Source organism: Sphingomonas jejuensis (assembly GCF_011927695.1).
GTDB classification, from domain to species: domain Bacteria; phylum Pseudomonadota; class Alphaproteobacteria; order Sphingomonadales; family Sphingomonadaceae; genus Sphingomonas_K; species Sphingomonas_K jejuensis.
Map to the genome: position 1 here is coordinate 865,867 of NZ_JAATJE010000001.1, position 15,179 is coordinate 881,045.

Annotated in this window: 15 protein-coding genes, 1 tRNA gene and 2 pseudogenes; 4 read left to right on the plus strand and 14 right to left on the minus strand. The window is 69.0% G+C overall.

Annotation, left to right across the window (positions count from 1 at the left end):
• Window positions 1-188: 188 nt before the first annotated feature.
• From GGR88_RS04355 to GGR88_RS04360, 3 genes and pseudogenes are all read right to left on the minus strand, one after another.
• Entirely contained in the window at window positions 189-1,136 is a 948-nt protein-coding gene (locus tag GGR88_RS04355) for an alpha/beta hydrolase (RefSeq protein ID WP_167954355.1), read from the minus strand.
• A pseudogene (locus tag GGR88_RS15660) lies at window positions 1,133-1,240 on the minus strand (PEPxxWA-CTERM sorting domain-containing protein); the annotation flags it as partial. The pseudogene GGR88_RS15660 and the gene GGR88_RS04355, both read right to left, overlap by 4 nt.
• Window positions 1,241-1,309: 69 nt before the next feature.
• Window positions 1,310-2,158: pseudogene (locus tag GGR88_RS04360) on the minus strand (SdiA-regulated domain-containing protein); the annotation flags it as partial.
• Window positions 2,159-2,360: 202 nt separating this feature from the next.
• On the opposite strand from GGR88_RS04360, the gene GGR88_RS04365 reads away from it, so the two are divergent.
• Window positions 2,361-3,620, plus strand: coding sequence for a PQQ-dependent sugar dehydrogenase (locus tag GGR88_RS04365; protein ID WP_167953338.1), 1,260 nt, complete (start codon window positions 2,361-2,363; stop codon window positions 3,618-3,620).
• Here GGR88_RS04365 and GGR88_RS04370 read toward each other — a convergent pair.
• From GGR88_RS04370 to rplJ, 3 genes are all read right to left on the minus strand, one after another.
• Window positions 3,617-4,435, minus strand: coding sequence for an alpha/beta hydrolase (locus GGR88_RS04370; protein WP_167953340.1), 819 nt, complete (start codon window positions 4,433-4,435; stop codon window positions 3,617-3,619). The two genes, GGR88_RS04365 and GGR88_RS04370, sit on opposite strands and share 4 nt — an antisense overlap.
• A 134-nt stretch (window positions 4,436-4,569) precedes the next feature.
• Window positions 4,570-4,947, minus strand: a complete 378-nt coding sequence (gene rplL, locus GGR88_RS04375) for a 50S ribosomal protein L7/L12 (RefSeq protein WP_167953342.1) — start codon at window positions 4,945-4,947, stop codon at window positions 4,570-4,572.
• 63 nt (window positions 4,948-5,010) lie between these two features.
• Window positions 5,011-5,526, minus strand: a complete 516-nt coding sequence (gene rplJ / locus GGR88_RS04380) for a 50S ribosomal protein L10 (protein WP_167953344.1) — start codon at window positions 5,524-5,526, stop codon at window positions 5,011-5,013.
• 428 nt (window positions 5,527-5,954) lie between these two features.
• Between rplJ and GGR88_RS04385 the strand changes: the two genes are divergently transcribed.
• Window positions 5,955-6,794, plus strand: coding sequence for a 2OG-Fe(II) oxygenase (locus GGR88_RS04385; RefSeq protein WP_167954356.1), 840 nt, complete (start codon window positions 5,955-5,957; stop codon window positions 6,792-6,794).
• A gap of 141 nt (window positions 6,795-6,935) precedes the next feature.
• Here GGR88_RS04385 and rplA read toward each other — a convergent pair whose 3' ends face one another.
• The 6 genes from rplA to GGR88_RS04415 all read right to left on the minus strand — a co-directional run bounded on the left by rplA (window position 6,936) and on the right by GGR88_RS04415 (window position 10,405).
• Window positions 6,936-7,634 carry a 50S ribosomal protein L1 gene (gene rplA / locus GGR88_RS04390; RefSeq protein WP_167953346.1) on the minus strand — a complete coding sequence of 233 codons (699 nt, stop codon included), beginning with the start codon at window positions 7,632-7,634 and terminating at the stop codon, window positions 6,936-6,938.
• Between the two features lie 2 nt (window positions 7,635-7,636).
• Window positions 7,637-8,068 (minus strand): 50S ribosomal protein L11, encoded by a 432-nt coding sequence (gene rplK / locus GGR88_RS04395; protein WP_167953348.1) that lies wholly within the window; start codon window positions 8,066-8,068, stop codon window positions 7,637-7,639.
• A gap of 162 nt (window positions 8,069-8,230) precedes the next feature.
• The gene (locus tag GGR88_RS04400; protein WP_167953350.1) at window positions 8,231-9,286 is read right to left on the minus strand and encodes a CAP domain-containing protein; all 1,056 of its coding nucleotides are present in this window, start codon (window positions 9,284-9,286) and stop codon (window positions 8,231-8,233) included.
• Window positions 9,287-9,417: 131 nt separating this feature from the next.
• The gene (gene nusG / locus GGR88_RS04405) at window positions 9,418-9,954 is read right to left on the minus strand and encodes a transcription termination/antitermination protein NusG (protein WP_167953352.1); all 537 of its coding nucleotides are present in this window, start codon (window positions 9,952-9,954) and stop codon (window positions 9,418-9,420) included.
• 22 nt (window positions 9,955-9,976) lie between these two features.
• Window positions 9,977-10,177 (minus strand): preprotein translocase subunit SecE, encoded by a 201-nt coding sequence (gene secE / locus GGR88_RS04410; RefSeq protein ID WP_342449716.1) that lies wholly within the window; start codon window positions 10,175-10,177, stop codon window positions 9,977-9,979.
• Between the two features lie 152 nt (window positions 10,178-10,329).
• A tRNA-Trp gene (locus GGR88_RS04415) sits at window positions 10,330-10,405 on the minus strand.
• A 111-nt stretch (window positions 10,406-10,516) separates the two neighbouring features.
• On the opposite strand from GGR88_RS04415, the gene GGR88_RS04420 reads away from it, so the two are divergent.
• Entirely contained in the window at window positions 10,517-10,774 is a 258-nt protein-coding gene (locus GGR88_RS04420; protein ID WP_167953354.1) for a hypothetical protein, read from the plus strand.
• 53 nt (window positions 10,775-10,827) lie between these two features.
• Window positions 10,828-13,050: a S9 family peptidase gene (locus GGR88_RS04425; protein WP_167953356.1), complete on the plus strand. Its 2,223-nt coding sequence runs from the start codon at window positions 10,828-10,830 to the stop codon at window positions 13,048-13,050.
• A 10-nt stretch (window positions 13,051-13,060) separates the two neighbouring features.
• On the opposite strand, the gene GGR88_RS04430 is transcribed toward GGR88_RS04425, so the two are convergent.
• Window positions 13,061-13,996, minus strand: coding sequence for a polysaccharide deacetylase family protein (locus tag GGR88_RS04430; RefSeq protein ID WP_167953358.1), 936 nt, complete (start codon window positions 13,994-13,996; stop codon window positions 13,061-13,063).
• Window positions 13,997-13,998: 2 nt separating this feature from the next.
• On the minus strand, window positions 13,999-15,096 hold the full coding sequence (locus GGR88_RS04435) for a DUF5694 domain-containing protein (RefSeq protein ID WP_245196442.1): 1,098 nt from the start codon (window positions 15,094-15,096) through the stop codon (window positions 13,999-14,001).
• Window positions 15,097-15,179 lie beyond the last annotated feature (83 nt).

Genomic DNA, 15,179 nt, shown 5'->3' on the forward strand with positions numbered 1-15,179 from the left:
ATATGTGCCTCTCGCCTCAAGTCCGGGCGCGAGCGAGCGCGACAAAAGCCGATCCCCGGCAGGGAACCGCTTTCGCCGCTGATCGCTGAACCAACTGACCGCCCAATGCGTATGATGCGCTGCGCGACGGCACATCCTGTTCCGGGTGGTGTGGTGAAGTGCGGATGTAGGAAGTGCCGCGCCGCTTGTCAAACCGCGCGCGCCGCATCCTTGACGTGGGTTTCGAGGAAAGCGTCGATCTCCGCCATAACGGCGAGGCGGACCGGATCCGCCTCCCGCAACAATTCGTGCCCGCGCCCCGGCAGCAGCAGAAGACGGGCATTGCGGAGCCGCCCGGCGAGCCTCTCCACGGCGGACACGTCGACGATCGCATCGCCGCTGGACACCACCATCAACACGGGCGTTTCGATCGGCCGCGCTGCCAGCGACCGGTCGAGCTGGCCGATCGACCGGGCCGCCGCGCGCAGCCACGCCCAGGAGGGCGCGCCGGAGGCAATTTCCGGATGCTCGCGCTTCCACCAGAGCTTGTCCTGCTGCCGGTCCGGACAGGCGGTGAGGCGGCCGCCGACATTGCCGGGATCGCTGCGCCAGATCGCCCGCTCGCCCAGCCCGCCGCGCACGGCCGCGCCCGCGATCCGGCCGAGCATGGCGGACGACAGCCCGGCGGCACGGATCCCCACCATCGGCGAGGCGAGCGCGGCGGCGGCGATGGCCGGGCGCCGCTCGGTCATCAGGCGGAGGGCGAGATGCGCGCCCATCGAGTGGGCGACGATGACATGCGGCCTCGCGCGCCGCCGCTGCCAGGCGGCGAACAGGTGATCGAGATCGTCGAGGAGCGGATCGAAGCTCGGCACATGACACACCAGCGGATCGCGGGCGAGCCGCCCCGAGCCGCCCTGGCCGCGCCAGTCGAACCCGCCGACGTTCCACCCGGCCGATCGCCAGTGGTGCAGCGCCTCCAGGTGCTTTTCGACGAAGTCTCCGCGCCCGCCCAGGAAGAACAGGCTGCCGCGCCCGCCGCCGCCGTCCGCCGGCCAGTCGAAGCCGCGGATCGGCCAGCCGTCGCCGGCCGCCCAGCGCTCAAAGACGAGGCCGGGCGGGTGGCGGCGGCGATCGGCAAGCGGCGGGATCGTCAGGCGGCGATCCCGGCCGGGCGACGCCGGCGCACGCTGCCGCCGACCAGGCCGAAACCCGCGATCATCATCGCCCAAGTCGCGGGCTCAGGCACCGCCGCCACGCTGCGGCCGAGCACCACGAAGCCGGCAGTGCGGTTGGCGGTGGCGGCCACGCTGCCGCGATCGGACACGAGGTAGATGTTGCCCTGCCGGTCAACCGTCACGCCCTCGAACACGCCCGCTTCGCCCAGCGTGGCAAGATCGAAGCTGCTGACCAGCGCGCCCGTGCGCGTGACCTCGAACAGGCGGTTGCCGTCACCGCTGAGGATCAGGAGGTTGTTGAACGCGTCCGTGCCCGACAGGCTGGTCGCCTGCGACAGCGGCACGATGTCCGCCAGCGTGGTGCCCGCCGCCAGGAAGCTGGGGACGAACGGCTGCGTCGTGGTGCCGGTGACGATGCCGCCGGTGGTCGAGGCGGTGAAGTTCACCTGGCTGAAATAGACCGCCGGCGCGCCCGCGGAGCCGCCGCCCTGCCGCACGCCGAAATAGCCGCCGGTCAGCGGGTCGATGTTGACGCCCTCAAGGCCGTTGTTGCCGACATTTGCGCCGCCGTCGATTAGGTAGCGCTGCGCCAGCGGCTTATCGGTGTAGAGCGTGGAGGGCAGGCCGCCCCGCGTGCCGTTGTCGGCCTGGACGCCGATCCTGACGATCTCCTGCGTCCGCTCCTCGGCCAGCACATACTGGCCGTTGCCGATGTAGCTGATCCCTTCCACGTCGCGGTATCCGTTGGTCACCACGTCGCGGTTGCGGATGACGTCGCTGGTCAGCCGCTCGCCCGTCAGCGAGTATTCGGCGATGTCGTCGCCCTCGTCGTCGACCAGCACCAGCGTGCCGCGATCATAGTTGTAGGTGATGCCCGACGCCTCGTCGAAGGCGATCGTCTGGTTGCGCGTCGCCGCATAGGTGGTGAGGTCGAGCGCGGCGGCCCCCGGAGCAGCGATGGCGGACGACAGCAGTGCGGCGGTGACGAAACGCGTGAGCATGACCGATCCCCTTGGTGACCGCGCGGTTAACCATTTGCGCGAGATCAGGCCGCTATGGGCCGTCGGTGACGGAGCGGTGACAGGGCAGTGACGGTTTGATGACGCCTGTCGCACGGTGCCGGACGCGCGACCGACGCAGCCGGTGGAGCAACCGCCCAGCTACATCGTTGTTAAGGCTTGAACCCCCTTTTCAGGAGCAGCCATGCGCGCCGCCTTTGTCCTCCTTGCCGCCACCGTCGCCGGGTCCGCCATGGCCCAACCGCTGGTGCAACGGGGGACGCCCGCCATGGCGGAGCCCTATGCGACCGAGTCCGTCGTCAACCACCCGGTCGTGATCGGCTGGCCGGAGGGCCGCACGCCGACCGCGCCGCGCGGCTGGGAAGTGGTCGCGTTCGCCAGCGGGCTTGAGAACCCGCGCCAGGTGCTGGAATTGCCCAATGGCGACGTGCTGGCGGCGGAGGCGCGGCAGAAGCCGAAGCTGGACGAGGAGCCGGAGGCCGCGCGCGGCTTTGCCCGCTCGAACGTCACGGGCTGGTCGCCCAACCGCATCATCCTGCTGCGCGACACCGATCGCGACGGTGTCGCGGACGAGCGGCACGTGCTGGTCGAAAACCTCAACCAGCCCTTCGGCATGGCGTTCGCCGATGGCCGGCTCTACGTCGCGAACACCGATGCCGTCGTCAGCTATCCGTTCCAGCCCGGACAGACCCGCATCACCGCGCCGTCGCGCAAGCTGATCGACCTGCCCGCGGGCGGCTACAACAATCACTGGACCCGCAACCTCGAGCTGAGCCCGGACGGGCGCACGCTGTTCGTGTCGGTGGGATCGGCCAGCAATGTCGGCGAGAACGGCATGGAGGAAGAGGAGCGCCGCGCGGCGATCCTGGCGGTGGACCTGCGGACGGGCAGGGAGCGGCTTTACGCGACCGGGCTCCGCAATCCGGTCGGCATGGACATCGCGGCCGACGGCACCTTGTGGACGGCGGTGAACGAACGGGACGAGTTCGGCGACGACATTTCGCCGGATTATCTCGTCGGCGTCCGCGAAGGCGGCTTCTACGGCTGGCCCTACAGCTACTGGGGCCGGCAGGATCCGCGTCATGCCAACACCCGCCGCGACCTGCTCGCGACGACGCTGAAGCCGGATGTCGCCGTTGGGCCCCATGCCGCCGCGCTGGGCTTTGCCCTGTCGCCGGAGGAAAGCGGGCGCCAGTACGGCTATGTGGCCCGCCACGGATCGTGGAACCGCGCCGCCTTCTCGGGCTATGACGTGCTTGTCCTGCCCTATGAGAATGGCCGGCCGGCCGCCGACCCGCAGCCGTTCCTGACCGGCTTCATCGCCGATGAGCGGGCCAAGCAGGTCTATGGCCGTCCGGTCAGCGTCCGGTCGCGCGCCGATGGGTCGCTGTTCGTGGTCGACGACAACGGCAACACCATCTGGCTGGCCCGCCGCGCGCGCTAGCGGAACGGCAGGAAGCGGACGCCGGCGGGCAGCGGGGCGGCATTCTCGGGCGCCCCGCCGCCCAGCCGGTCGAGGATGGTGAGGATCTGCTCGCCATCCGGGGCATGGCCGCCGCGCGGCAGGAGATAGGTTCCACCGCGCAGGCCCGCCGCCACGGCTGCTTCGTGCAGCAGGCGCGCCTCCGTCACGGGGATGACGTCGTCGTCGGTGGCATGGATGAGGGTCAGGGTGGCGCCAAGCCCCGGCACCGCCGCCAGATTGTCATAACGGTCGCGCAGGAGCGGACGGGCAAAGCCGGGCGCCATGGCGCGCAGCCGGCTGAAGGTGCCGATCGTCACCAGCTGGTCCACCGGCTGCCGGCGGGCGAGGCCGAACGCCACGCCGCCGCCCAGGCTGTGCCCGACAACGATCAGCGGTCCTGAACCCGCGCGGCGACGCGCTTCGGCAAAGAAGGCGTCGGCGTCGGCCGCGAGACCGGCTTCGTTCGGCCGTCCGGGGTTGCCGAAATAGCTTCGGTAGCCGGCGGCAACGAGGCCGTAGCCCGCTTCGGTCAGCGGCCGGAACCAGTCGATCACCTCCGTGGGCGTGGACGCGTTGCCGTTGAAGACGAGCAGGGTGGGGTGCCCCGCCTGTGCGGGAACGGCCAGGCCGGCCAGCGTCAGGCCGTCCGCCGTCTCCACCCGGACCCGTTCTGCGTGAGGCGGAACGGGCGTGGCGTCTCCGCCCGACGGCGGCTGGTAGACATAGCTGTTGACGATGCCACAGCTGGACAGCGGCACGGTGACGGCAAGGGCGAACAGTTTGGCAAGGCGCATGCCGATGTCCTCGCAGCCCGCCTCGCCGCCGGCAATAGGGCACGAAAAAGGGCGGTGCCCGGCATGGGACACCGCCCTTGATCTCCGCCGCTCAGCGCCGCCGGGAACCCCGACGGTGCTGCTCGGCTGCAGGATTACTTGAGCTCGACGGTCGCGCCGGCGTCCTCAAGCTGCTTCTTGAGCTTCTCGGCCTCGTCCTTGGACACGCCTTCCTTGACGGCCTTCGGCGCGCCCTCGACAAGGGCCTTCGCCTCGGTCAGGCCGAGCGCGGTGATGGCGCGGACTTCCTTGATGACGTTGATCTTCTTGCCACCGTCGCCGGTCAGGATCACGTCGAACTCGGTCTTCTCCTCGGCGGCCGGGGCAGCGGCGCCACCGCCGCCAGCGGCGGGAGCGGCAACGGCAGCGGCGGCAGAGACGCCCCACTTCTCTTCGAGCAGCTTCGAGAGCTCGGCGGCCTCGAGGACGGTGAGCTCGGACAGCTGGTCAACGAGCGAATTCAGGTCAGCCATGTGTGTACTCCATTCGGGTCTGTTGTCGCGGCCCGTGCCGGGCCGCAGGATGTCGAGGAGGCGTTACGCCGCTTCCTTCTCGGAATAGGCGGCGAGCACGCGCGCGATCTGCGCGGCCGGAGCCTGGGTGATCGTGGCGATCTTCGTGGCGGGCGCCACGATGAGGCCGACGATCTTTGCGCGCAGCTCGTCAAGCGACGGCAGCTCCGCGAGCGCCTTGATGCCGTTGGCATCGAGCACCTGTCCGCCCATCGCGCCGCCGACGATCTCGAACTTGTCGGTCGTCTTGGCGAAATCCGCGGCTGCCTTGGCGGCGGCAACGGGATCGGCGGAGGTCGCGATGGCGGTTGGGCCGGTCAGCAGGTCGCTGATCCCGGCATAGGACGTGCCATCGAGGGCGATCTTGGCAAGGCGGTTCTTGGCGACCTTGTAGGACGCGCCGGCGTCGCGCATGCGACCCCTCAGGTCCGTCGACTGCGCGACGGTGAGGCCGAGATTGCGGGTGATGACCACCACGCTGGTCTCGGAAAAGGTCTGCTTCAGCTCGGCGACCAGGTCGGACTTCTCTGATCGATCCATGCCATTCTCCAGTTACACCGGCGGAATGATCCCGCCGGTGGGTGGGCCGAGGCGGAAGAACGCCCGCCGGCCGGCCCAAACAGGTGCAGAGGCGGCATCGGGCGGGCCCGGCGACGCATGCGACGATGTCCGAAGGGGATGGGTGTCGACCAGATGGGGCGCTGTCGCCTTCATCCTGGCAGACCCGGAATGCGCAGCCCGTAAGGCAGCGGCCCGGTAAAACTCATGCCCCGCCTCGGTGGGAGATTAAGGAAGACGAAAGCCTTCCACCCACTGTCTCGGACGGTGAAGCGGCGCCGGTACCGGATATGCCGCAGAAGCGCAAGCATGATCAGGCGCTGCATTGCAGCACTAAACAGATTGTGGCGCTTAACGGAAACCTGCCTGCATGTTAGGGCGGAAGTGCAATTCCTGGGGGGGACGTGGCAATGGCGGTTCTGCAGCTGAAGAATGCGGACGGGTACCTGTATTTCGACGAGGAGAACTGCCGGCAGGAGGGCAGGGCGCGCGCCGCTGCCTACCAGTCCGCACATCCGTTTCCGCACATCGTCATCGACGATTTCCTGGACAAGGACATGCTGCGCGGCATCCACGCGCAATATCCGTCCACGGAGAACCAGCGCTTCTTCGATCGCGATCAGGAGCGCTTCAAGTTCCAGTTCGGCCCTGGCGCGGACCTCAGCGGGCGGACGCGCAACATCCTGGCCGAGCTGAACTCGCAGGCCTTCCTCGGCTTTCTGGAGGAAATGACCGGGATCAAGGGCCTCATCTCGGATCCCTACTTCAACGGCGGCGGGCTGCACCTGACGCGGCGCGGCGGGCATCTGGGCGTCCATGCCGATTTCAACGTGCATGGCGACATGCAGGTCGAGCGACGCCTGAACCTGCTCGTCTATCTCAACGAGGACTGGGACGATGCCTATAACGGCAAGCTGGAGCTGTGGGATACGGAGATGAAGGGCTGCGAGGTGTCGGTGGCGCCGCTGCTGGGCAGGGCCGTGGTGTTCAGCACCACGCTCGACAGCTACCATGGCCATCCGGACCCGCTTGCCTGCCCGCCGGAGCGGGACCGGCGTTCGATCGCGACCTACTATTACACCGCGTTCCCGGACGGCGTGAACAGCGTGCCGCAACGCACCACCGTGTTCCAGGCCCGGCCCGGAAGCAGCGATCGCACCGACTGGCGCGTGAAGGTCGATCATCTGATCGGCGACTGGGTGCCGCCGCGGCTGCAGAAATACGCGCGCAAGCTGAACCGCTTCGCGTAGCGCCTGCACCAGAGGAGATGACAGCCGGTCGCGGCTGTCATCCCTGTCGATAGGGGATGCAGCGCCGCCCACGAAGCGCCCGAGAAACAAAAAGGGCCGGGATCGCTCCCGGCCCTCTTTATCTTGCGCAAGGCGCCTGGTTCAGGCGGTCGCGACCTCGGCGACGTCGAGCTTGATGCCCGGCCCCATCGAGGAGCTCATCGCCGCCTTCTTGACATACTTGCCCTTGGCGCCCGACGGCTTGGCCTTCACCACCGCATCGACCAGCGCGTCGAAGTTCGCGCGCAGGTCCTCGGCCGGGAAGCTCGCCTTGCCGATGCCGGAATGGATGATGCCGGCCTTCTCGACGCGGTATTCGACCTGACCGCCCTTTGCAGCCTTCACGGCCTCGGCGACGTTCATGGTGACCGTGCCCAGCTTCGGGTTCGGCATCAGGCCCTTCGGACCAAGCACCTTGCCCAGGCGGCCGACCAGGCCCATCATGTCCGGCGTCGCGATGCAGCGATCGAAATCGATCGTGCCGCCCTGCACGGTCTCCAGCAGGTCTTCCGCACCGACAACGTCGGCACCGGCCGCGGTTGCTTCCTCGGCCTTGGCGCCGCGGGCGAACACGCCCACGCGCACGGTCTTGCCCGTGCCCTTCGGCAGCGTCACGACGCCGCGGACCATCTGGTCGGCGTGGCGCGGATCGACGCCCAGGTTCAGCGCGACCTCGATGGTCTCGTCGAACTTGGCCGACGCGTTCTGCTTCAGGAGGCCGATCGCCTCGTCGACGCCGTGCAGCTTCTCACGATCGATCGTGCTGGCGAGCTGCTTCGCCTTCTTGCTCTCGCGTGCCATGTTCAGCCCTCCACGACCTCAAGGCCCATCGCGCGGGCCGACCCTTCGATGATCTTCGTCGCCGCGTCGATGTCGTTGGCGTTCAGATCCTTCATCTTCGCCTCGGCGACGCCCTGCAGCGCGGAGCGCTTGATGGTGCCCGCGGACACCTTGCCGGGCTCCTTGGAGCCGGACTTCAGGTTGGCGGCCTTCTTCAGCAGATAGGTCGCCGGCGGCGTCTTGGTGGTGAAGCTGAACGAACGGTCGGCATAGACGGTGATGACCGTCGGAAGGGGCGTGCCCTTTTCCTGGTCGCCGGTCTGCGCGTTGAACGCCTTGCAGAACTCCATGATGTTCACGCCGCGCTGACCCAGCGCCGGGCCGATCGGCGGCGACGGGTTTGCGGAGCCCGCGGGCACCTGCAGCTTGATATAGCCTGTGATCTTCTTTGCCATGTCACTCTCTCAATGAAGCGGCAGGCCACAGCCCGGCGCCTCGTTTCAAGTCGAGCGGTTCGTGCGGACGGCCAAGGCCATCCTCCCGCAAGGTCCATGCTGTTGCCTGGAAGCGCGTGCCCTTAGCCGAAAAGCATGCGCTCGCCAAGTGGCGGCAGCCGCTCAGTCGACGACGCGAAAGGCGTAGCTGTAGCTGGCCGCCGGAGCCCCGGTGACGCCGTCGATCCGCACGCGATATTCGGTGCCGCGGACGAGCCCCGCCACCCGCCACTGCAGGTTGTTGGCAAGGCCATAGCCGTTGTTGTCGGCGCTCTGGTCCGCGATCGGGAGCGTCGCGCCCGCCGGATCGGTCACCGTCACGCGCGCGCCCGACAGGCCGACCCGCCGGTCCGATCCGTCCCGGTTGCGGCTGGGCGCGACGGAGAAGGAGAGATAGTCGCCGGCGCGGAAATACCTGACCGGATAGTCGCCCTGCGGCACCGCGACGAAGCCGGGCACGGTGCCGGGCGCGGCGGCGGCGGCGGCAAAGCCGAACACCTTCAGCGTCACCGCATCGATCCGGTGCCCGTCGGCGCGCTGCACGGCGAAGCGGCCATAGCTCACCTGGCCCAGGAACGGGTCGAGCAGCCAGCGGCGATGGCCGAGCGCGTTGCTGCCGCCCTCGTTGATCCAGGCGGCGAAATGATCGTCCGCGCTCATGAAGCCCAGGCCGTTGCCCCAGGCCATGTAGAGGTTGCCGGAGCCCGCGCCATTCGCCCCGGCGGCGGTGTAGCAGGTCCAGCTCGTCGGCGGGGTGTGGCTGAGCTGCCCGTTGGCGGCCATCATCATGGATGCCTCCGCCACCTCGCCGTCGCCCGACGGCGCATAGGCGACGGCGGCGAGCCCGTGGCGCGCGCGAAGCGCGTTGAGCTCGGCCAGCGCCTGCTGGCGGACGCCCGCCTTCAGCGCACCGGCCCGGCAGCTGGCAAGGTCGGGCGCGCTGTCGTAAAGGGCGGCTGCCGCCCCGGCCCAGCCCGTTGCCGCAGGCGCCGTCGCGGCGGGGGCGGGCGCCGGTGTGGGGGTGGTCGCCGCGGGGGCGGGCGCCGGCGTGGTCGCGGCCGGCGGCACGATGGTGACGGGCGCGGCCTGCGTGTCGCCGCCGCCCCCGCCGCCGCATGCGGTCAGAAGGGCGATGGCAGGCAGGACCAGGGCGAGGGGCGGGGACGGTGCGGTACGCATGACGATGCGTCTAAGTCACCGCCGCTTAACGGAATATGCCGACCGCCGGCAGCTTCAACTCGGCTGGGCGCATGCGGGAGCCGGACCGGCGCAAGTTCGTACCGGGCGGCGCGACGGCCGCCCGGCGGCGCTTACTTGGCGCGCTCGACCTGCTCGAACTCGAGCTCGACGGGGGTTGCGCGGCCGAAGATCGACACGGACACCTTCACGCGGCTGCGGTCGAAATCGAGCTCTTCCACAACGCCGTTGAAGCTGGCGAACGGACCGTCGAGCACCTTCACCTGATCGCCGATCTCGTAATCGACCTTGATCTTGGTCTTGGGTGCGGCGGCGGCCTCCTCCTTGGTGTTGAGGATGCGCGCGGCCTCCGCCTCGGTGATCGGCTGGGGCTTGCCCGACGATCCCAGGAAGCCGGTCACCTTGGGCGTGTTCTTGACGAGGTGGTAGACGTCCTCGTTCATGTTCATCTTGGCAAGGACGTAGCCGGGGAAGAACTTGCGCTCCGACTGGACCTTCTTGCCGCGACGAACCTCCGTGACCGTCTCGGTCGGCACCTCGACGGACTCGATCAGCTGGTCGAGCCCGAGCCGGGTGGCGTCGGCCATGATCTGGTCGCGGACCTTGTTCTCGAAACCGGAATAGGCGTGGATGATGTACCAGCGGGACATGTGTTGACCTTGAACCCTTCCGTCAGGCTGCCAGCGACAGGAGCTGCTGCACGATGAAGCCGAAGATGCGATCCACGCCGAAGAAGAAGACCGACAGGATCGCCGTCATGATAACCACGAGGATGGCGGTTCGCACGGTTTCCTGACCGGTCGGCCAGGCGACCTTCGCCGTTTCGGCGCGCACCTGGTTCACGAACTGGGGAATGGAAGGGCGCTTGGCCACGTCGGTCTCGCTTCTGTCTGTCGTGCGGAGCGGGCGGCCGGCGGCTGGCTCGATCCTGGGATCAAGGCCGTCGTTCGCCCGATTTTACGAATCCGCGTTCTATATGGGGATCATTCGCGAACGACAAGCCGGCTGGCCGGCTCGTCCCGGGATGGCAGGAGTGGAGGGACTCGAACCCACGGCCCTCGGTTTTGGAGACCGATGCTCTACCAACTGAGCTACACTCCTCCGCCGTCGCGAAGGAGCGGGGACATAGCGGCCGTGCCGGGGCGGCGCAAGCGGCGATCGCCCGGCCGCATCGCGCTTGTGGAGCGGGGCGCCGCGCGGCAGAGTTGCCGCATGAAGCGCGCTGCCATCCTGTTGATCCTGCCGCCGCTGCTGGGCGGCTGCCTGGCGCGCACGGCAATCGACGTGGTCACGCTGCCGGTCCGCGCTGTCGGGCAGGGGGTGGACTGGGCGACCACCAGCCAGGACGAGGCGGATCGCAACCGCGGGCGGGAGCTTCGCCGGCAGGAGGAGCGCGACGCCAAGGAGCGCCGCCGGGCCGAGCGCGAGGAGCGACGCCGGGCGCGCGACGACGCGGACGAGCCGCGGTGAACGATGGCGGCAGGAGGGCTGGCGGAGCGGCGGCCTGAGCGTTAGCAAGTCTCATGCAGCTGTCTCTTCGCGCCATCCTCGCCGCCACCGCCATGGTCATTGCCACCCCCGCCGCAGCCGACGATCTGACCCTGGAACGGATCTTTGCCAGTCCGTCGCTGTCGGGCCCGCAACCGCGCGGGCTGAAGCTGTCCCCGGACGGGCGCTGGCTGACCTCGCTCAGGAACCGGCCGGACGACCGCGAACGCTATGACCTGTGGGCGACGGACACGACCACGGGCGAAAGCCGGATGGTCGTCGACAGCCAGCGCATCGGATCGGGCGCCGAGCTGTCGGAAGAGGAAAAGATGCAGCGCGAGCGCGCCAGAATCGGCGGCACCCGCGGCATCGTCGCCTATGACTGGGCGCCCGACGGGCGCAGCATCCTGGTGCCGCTGGATGGCGACCTGTTCATCGCCGCGCTGGACGGATCGACGCGCCGGCTGACGGAGACGCCGGGCACGGAGCTGGACGCCACCGTTTCGCCGCAGGGCGGCTTTGTCAGCTTCGTGCGCGACCAGAACCTGTTCGTGCAGCCGCTGGCCGGCGGCGCGGCGCGGGCGCTGACCACCGACGGCGGCGACGCGCTCAGCTGGGGCGTGGCCGAATTCGTCGCGCAGGAGGAGATGGGTCGCAGCCGGGGCCATTGGTGGTCGCCGGACGACCGCCGCGTGGCGGTGGCGCGCGTCGACGAAAGCGGTGTGCGCGTGATCAGCCGCGCGGCGATCGGCGCGGACGGTACACGGGTCTATCAACAGCGTTATCCACAGGCCGGCACGCCCAACGCCGTTGTGCAGCTCTGGGTGCTGGCCGCCGATGGTTCGGGCCGCGTGCAGGTCGACCTGGGCAACGATCCCGACATCTACCTGGCGCGGGTCGACTGGGCGCCGGACGGGTCGAAGCTGATCGTGCAGCGCGAAACGCGCGACCAGAAGCGGCTGGACGTGCTGCTGGTGGATCCGGACACGGGCCGCAGCGAGGTGCTGTTCACCGAGCGGGCCGAGCGCTGGATCAACCTCCACGACAATCTGAAGCCGCTGTCCTCCTCCAGCCTGCTGTGGACGTCGGAGCGTGACGGATACAGCCACATCTACCGCTTCGATGCCGGACGCTGGACCCAGCTGACGCGCGGTCCCTGGGTCGTCGAGCGGATCGTCGGCGTGAACGAGACGGCGGGACGGATCTATTTCGTCGCCAACAAGGAATCGCCGCTCCGCTGGCAGCTTTATTCGATGCCGATCGCCGGCGGCGACCCGGTGGTGGAAACCGATGCCGACTACACCAACGGCGTGGTGATGGACGGCGCGGCCACCCGCGCGATCGTGTCGCGGTCGAGCCCGACGCAGCCGGGGCAGGTCTATCTGCTCGATCCCGCCACCGACGCGGTGCAGTGGGTGGAGCGCAACGAGGTGACGGGCGCCCACCCCTATGCGCCCTTCATGGCTAGCCATGTCGCGCCGCGGTTCGGCACCATCCGCGCAGAGGACGGCAGCGAGCTGCAATACAAGATCATGACGCCGACGCTGGAGCCGGGGCGGCGCTATCCGGTGTTCCTCCAGGTCTATGGCGGGCCGGGAGCGGGCCGGCAGGTGACGGCGGGGTGGACGCCCGAGCTGCAGCAATATCTGGTCGACCGCGGCTGGATCGTGTTCTCCGTGGACGGGCGCGGCACGCCGGATCGCGGCAAGGCGTTCGAGGACCAGATCTACAAGGCGATGGGGACGGTCGAGGTCGCCGACCAGCTCCGCGCGGTGGAGTGGCTGAAGTCGCAGCCCTTCGTCGATCCCGACCGGGTCGCCGTCTATGGCTGGTCCTATGGCGGCTACATGACGTTGAAGCTGTTACAGGCGGCGCCCGGGCAGTTCGCCGCGGGCATCTCCGGCGCGCCGGTGACGCGCTGGGGCCTCTACGACACGCATTATACCGAACGCTATCTCGGCAACCCGGCGACCGACCCTGCGCCTTACGATGCGTCGGACGTGGTGCCGCGCGCCGACCGAATTCGCGATCCCCTGCTGCTGATCCACGGCATGGCCGACGACAATGTCGTGTTCGAGCATTCAACCGCGCTGATGAGCGCGCTGCAGGCCGACGCCGTTCCGTTCGAGACGATGGTCTATCCCGGCCAGACACACCGCGTGGCGGGGCCGGGCGTCAGCGTCCACCTGTGGCGCACGATCGAGAATTTCCTGAACAAGACGGTGCTGGAGGAGGAGGGGACCGCCGCCGGGCAGTGAGGGCGGCGGCCTAGGGCGCCGCGTGCAGCACCTCCGTGCGGTAGCGGCGCAGCGCCACGTCCGGCTGGTTGCCCGGCCACCAGCGTGGTTCCGGCAGGCCGCGCGCCCAGGCGATCGCCTCGATCAGCGTGCCCTGCGCGGACGGCACGTCGACGCTCGCCGCCCAGCTGGAAATAGGATCGCGGTAGGCCTCGTCCGCGCCGATCACCTCCCACCCGCGCGCCTTCAGCGCCGCGACCATGTCGGGCAGGAACATGGCCGCAAGATCGGTTTCGTGCAGCAGCATCATGTGCGCCGGCGACCGCCCAAGCGCGGCGACCGCGACGGCATCCGCGGCTTCCGCAGCCTCAACATGGCTGTCAACATAGAGCGTGCGCAGCCCGTCCATGTCGATCGCCGTCCCCGCCGCGACGGCATCGATCGTCAGCTGCTCCATGTTCCAGTCCGACGCGTCGACCGTGACATAGCCGTTGGTGAGGCCGCGCGCGGCGAGGCCGGCGCGCACCCGATCGCGCTTCGCCTTGTCGGCGCGGCCCTCGTCCAGAAACGGGAAGCGGAACCAGGGGCGATAACCGGGGCGCGCTGAAAGCCAGGTCGCGGCACGATCGATGTCGGCCAGATAGACATCGGCGTCCGTCGCGCGCAGTGCCGGATGGGAGAAGCTGTGATTGGCGAGGAGATGCCCGGCGGCGACATAGGCGCGCAGCCGTTCCTCCCCACCCTCGCCGAACGGTTCGGCAAGGTTGCCCGGATTGACGAAGAAGACCGCCTGCCCGACGCCGGCACGCTGCAGCGCCGCGATCAGCCGCACGGTGCGCTGATCCGGCGTCAGGAACGCACCCGCGCGGCGCGGTGCGTCGTCGAAGCTGAACGCGATGCGCTTTGCCGCCGCCGGCTGGAGGCCGACCAACAGCAATGCAAGCAGCAGTCCGATCCGGGCGAGCATGATCAATCCACCAGAAGGGGACGCACATCGACCAGCCGGACGTCGTGCATCTGGTTGAGATAGGCCTCGTAATAGGCCTTGTGCGACGCGCCAACGATGCTGAGCATGCGCATGCCCGGATATTGGCCCAGCACGTCGCGCATGTTGGCGGCCATGCGCAGATTGCGCGTTTCCCAATAGCCGAGATAGCGGCGTCCGAAGCGGCCTTCGGACGGCTCCATAAAGGCCGCGCCGAAATCGGAGCGGTAGATGAGCATCGGCTGCGACGGGTGGTTGAAGGCACGGTAGAGGTCGAGGACGCCGCCGGGAGCGGAAAGGCGGCTGGTCAGCTGCCCGATCGCGCGCATGCGGTCTGCCGTGGCGGGATTGTCCCAGGCCGCCTGGATTGCCGCGCCGGCGGCCGCGCGTTCGGCGGGGTCGCTGCCATCGGGCGTGTCGGCGCTATGGTCGTCGACGGCATAGAGCCGCTCCAATCCCAAGCGTGCGGCAAGGGGAGCGGCGATCCAGAAGGTTTCGTTCTTCCGACCCACCAGGCCGTTGAGGATGCCGACAAGCTCGGCATCAAGGCTGTCTTCCGCGCGCCGCTCCGCCTCCGGCAGCCTGAGCCACTGGACGAGCGCGGAGCCGCGCTCACCGCCGGCCAGGAAAAGCGCGGCGAGGCGGCGGCGCTCGGCCGGCGTCGGCGCGGCCGGCCATGTCGCGAGCAGGCGGTCGGCCTCGGCAGTGGCTGCCGGCACGTCGAGGCCGACCGCCCGACTGGCGGGAGCGGGGTCCCAGCAATAGGTCTCGACCGTGTCGGCATAGCGTTGCGGATAGCGGCGAAGCGCGTCGCACTGGATACCGGATACATTCTCGGTCGCGATCGTCGTGGGGCGCCAGCGGGCGAGGCGGTCGAGCAGCGGATCGAAGGCGGCCTGCGTCACGCTGTCGGGCAGGTCGGAAAGGTGCGTGGTGCCGAGCACCATCACCTCGTTGAGGGGACCGGGGGGCGGCCCCTTCAACTGGTCCGGCTGGAAACCAGGGCGGTAGTTCTGCGCCGCCGCCGCCGTCCCCAGCAGGCCCAGCACCAGCGTCGTCAGCGCCCTTGTTATCGTCATCATCGTCCCCCCCTCGTCCGCAATCCGACCGACTCGCTAGGGCCGGGGGGCGTTTCGCGGCAAGCGGCTTTCCATGAGCGGCGGTT

What these genes read in the sequence shown, in the direction of transcription:
- rplK (WP_167953348.1), bottom strand. Translation starts at nt 8,068, where the DNA reads ATGGCAAAGAAGATCACAGGCTATATCAAGCTGCAGGTGCCCGCGGGC.
- GGR88_RS04425 (WP_167953356.1), top strand. Translation starts at nt 10,828, where the DNA reads ATGCAGCTGTCTCTTCGCGCCATCCTCGCCGCCACCGCCATGGTCATT.
- GGR88_RS04435 (WP_245196442.1), bottom strand. Translation starts at nt 15,096, where the DNA reads ATGATGACGATAACAAGGGCGCTGACGACGCTGGTGCTGGGCCTGCTG.
- GGR88_RS04370 (WP_167953340.1), bottom strand. Translation starts at nt 4,435, where the DNA reads ATGCGCCTTGCCAAACTGTTCGCCCTTGCCGTCACCGTGCCGCTGTCC.
- GGR88_RS04385 (WP_167954356.1), top strand. Translation starts at nt 5,955, where the DNA reads ATGGCGGTTCTGCAGCTGAAGAATGCGGACGGGTACCTGTATTTCGAC.
- rplL (WP_167953342.1), bottom strand. Translation starts at nt 4,947, where the DNA reads ATGGCTGACCTGAATTCGCTCGTTGACCAGCTGTCCGAGCTCACCGTC.
- rplJ (WP_167953344.1), bottom strand. Translation starts at nt 5,526, where the DNA reads ATGGATCGATCAGAGAAGTCCGACCTGGTCGCCGAGCTGAAGCAGACC.
- GGR88_RS04365 (WP_167953338.1), top strand. Translation starts at nt 2,361, where the DNA reads ATGCGCGCCGCCTTTGTCCTCCTTGCCGCCACCGTCGCCGGGTCCGCC.
- GGR88_RS04420 (WP_167953354.1), top strand. Translation starts at nt 10,517, where the DNA reads ATGAAGCGCGCTGCCATCCTGTTGATCCTGCCGCCGCTGCTGGGCGGC.
- GGR88_RS04430 (WP_167953358.1), bottom strand. Translation starts at nt 13,996, where the DNA reads ATGCTCGCCCGGATCGGACTGCTGCTTGCATTGCTGTTGGTCGGCCTC.
- nusG (WP_167953352.1), bottom strand. Translation starts at nt 9,954, where the DNA reads ATGTCCCGCTGGTACATCATCCACGCCTATTCCGGTTTCGAGAACAAG.
- GGR88_RS04400 (WP_167953350.1), bottom strand. Translation starts at nt 9,286, where the DNA reads ATGCGTACCGCACCGTCCCCGCCCCTCGCCCTGGTCCTGCCTGCCATC.
- rplA (WP_167953346.1), bottom strand. Translation starts at nt 7,634, where the DNA reads ATGGCACGCGAGAGCAAGAAGGCGAAGCAGCTCGCCAGCACGATCGAT.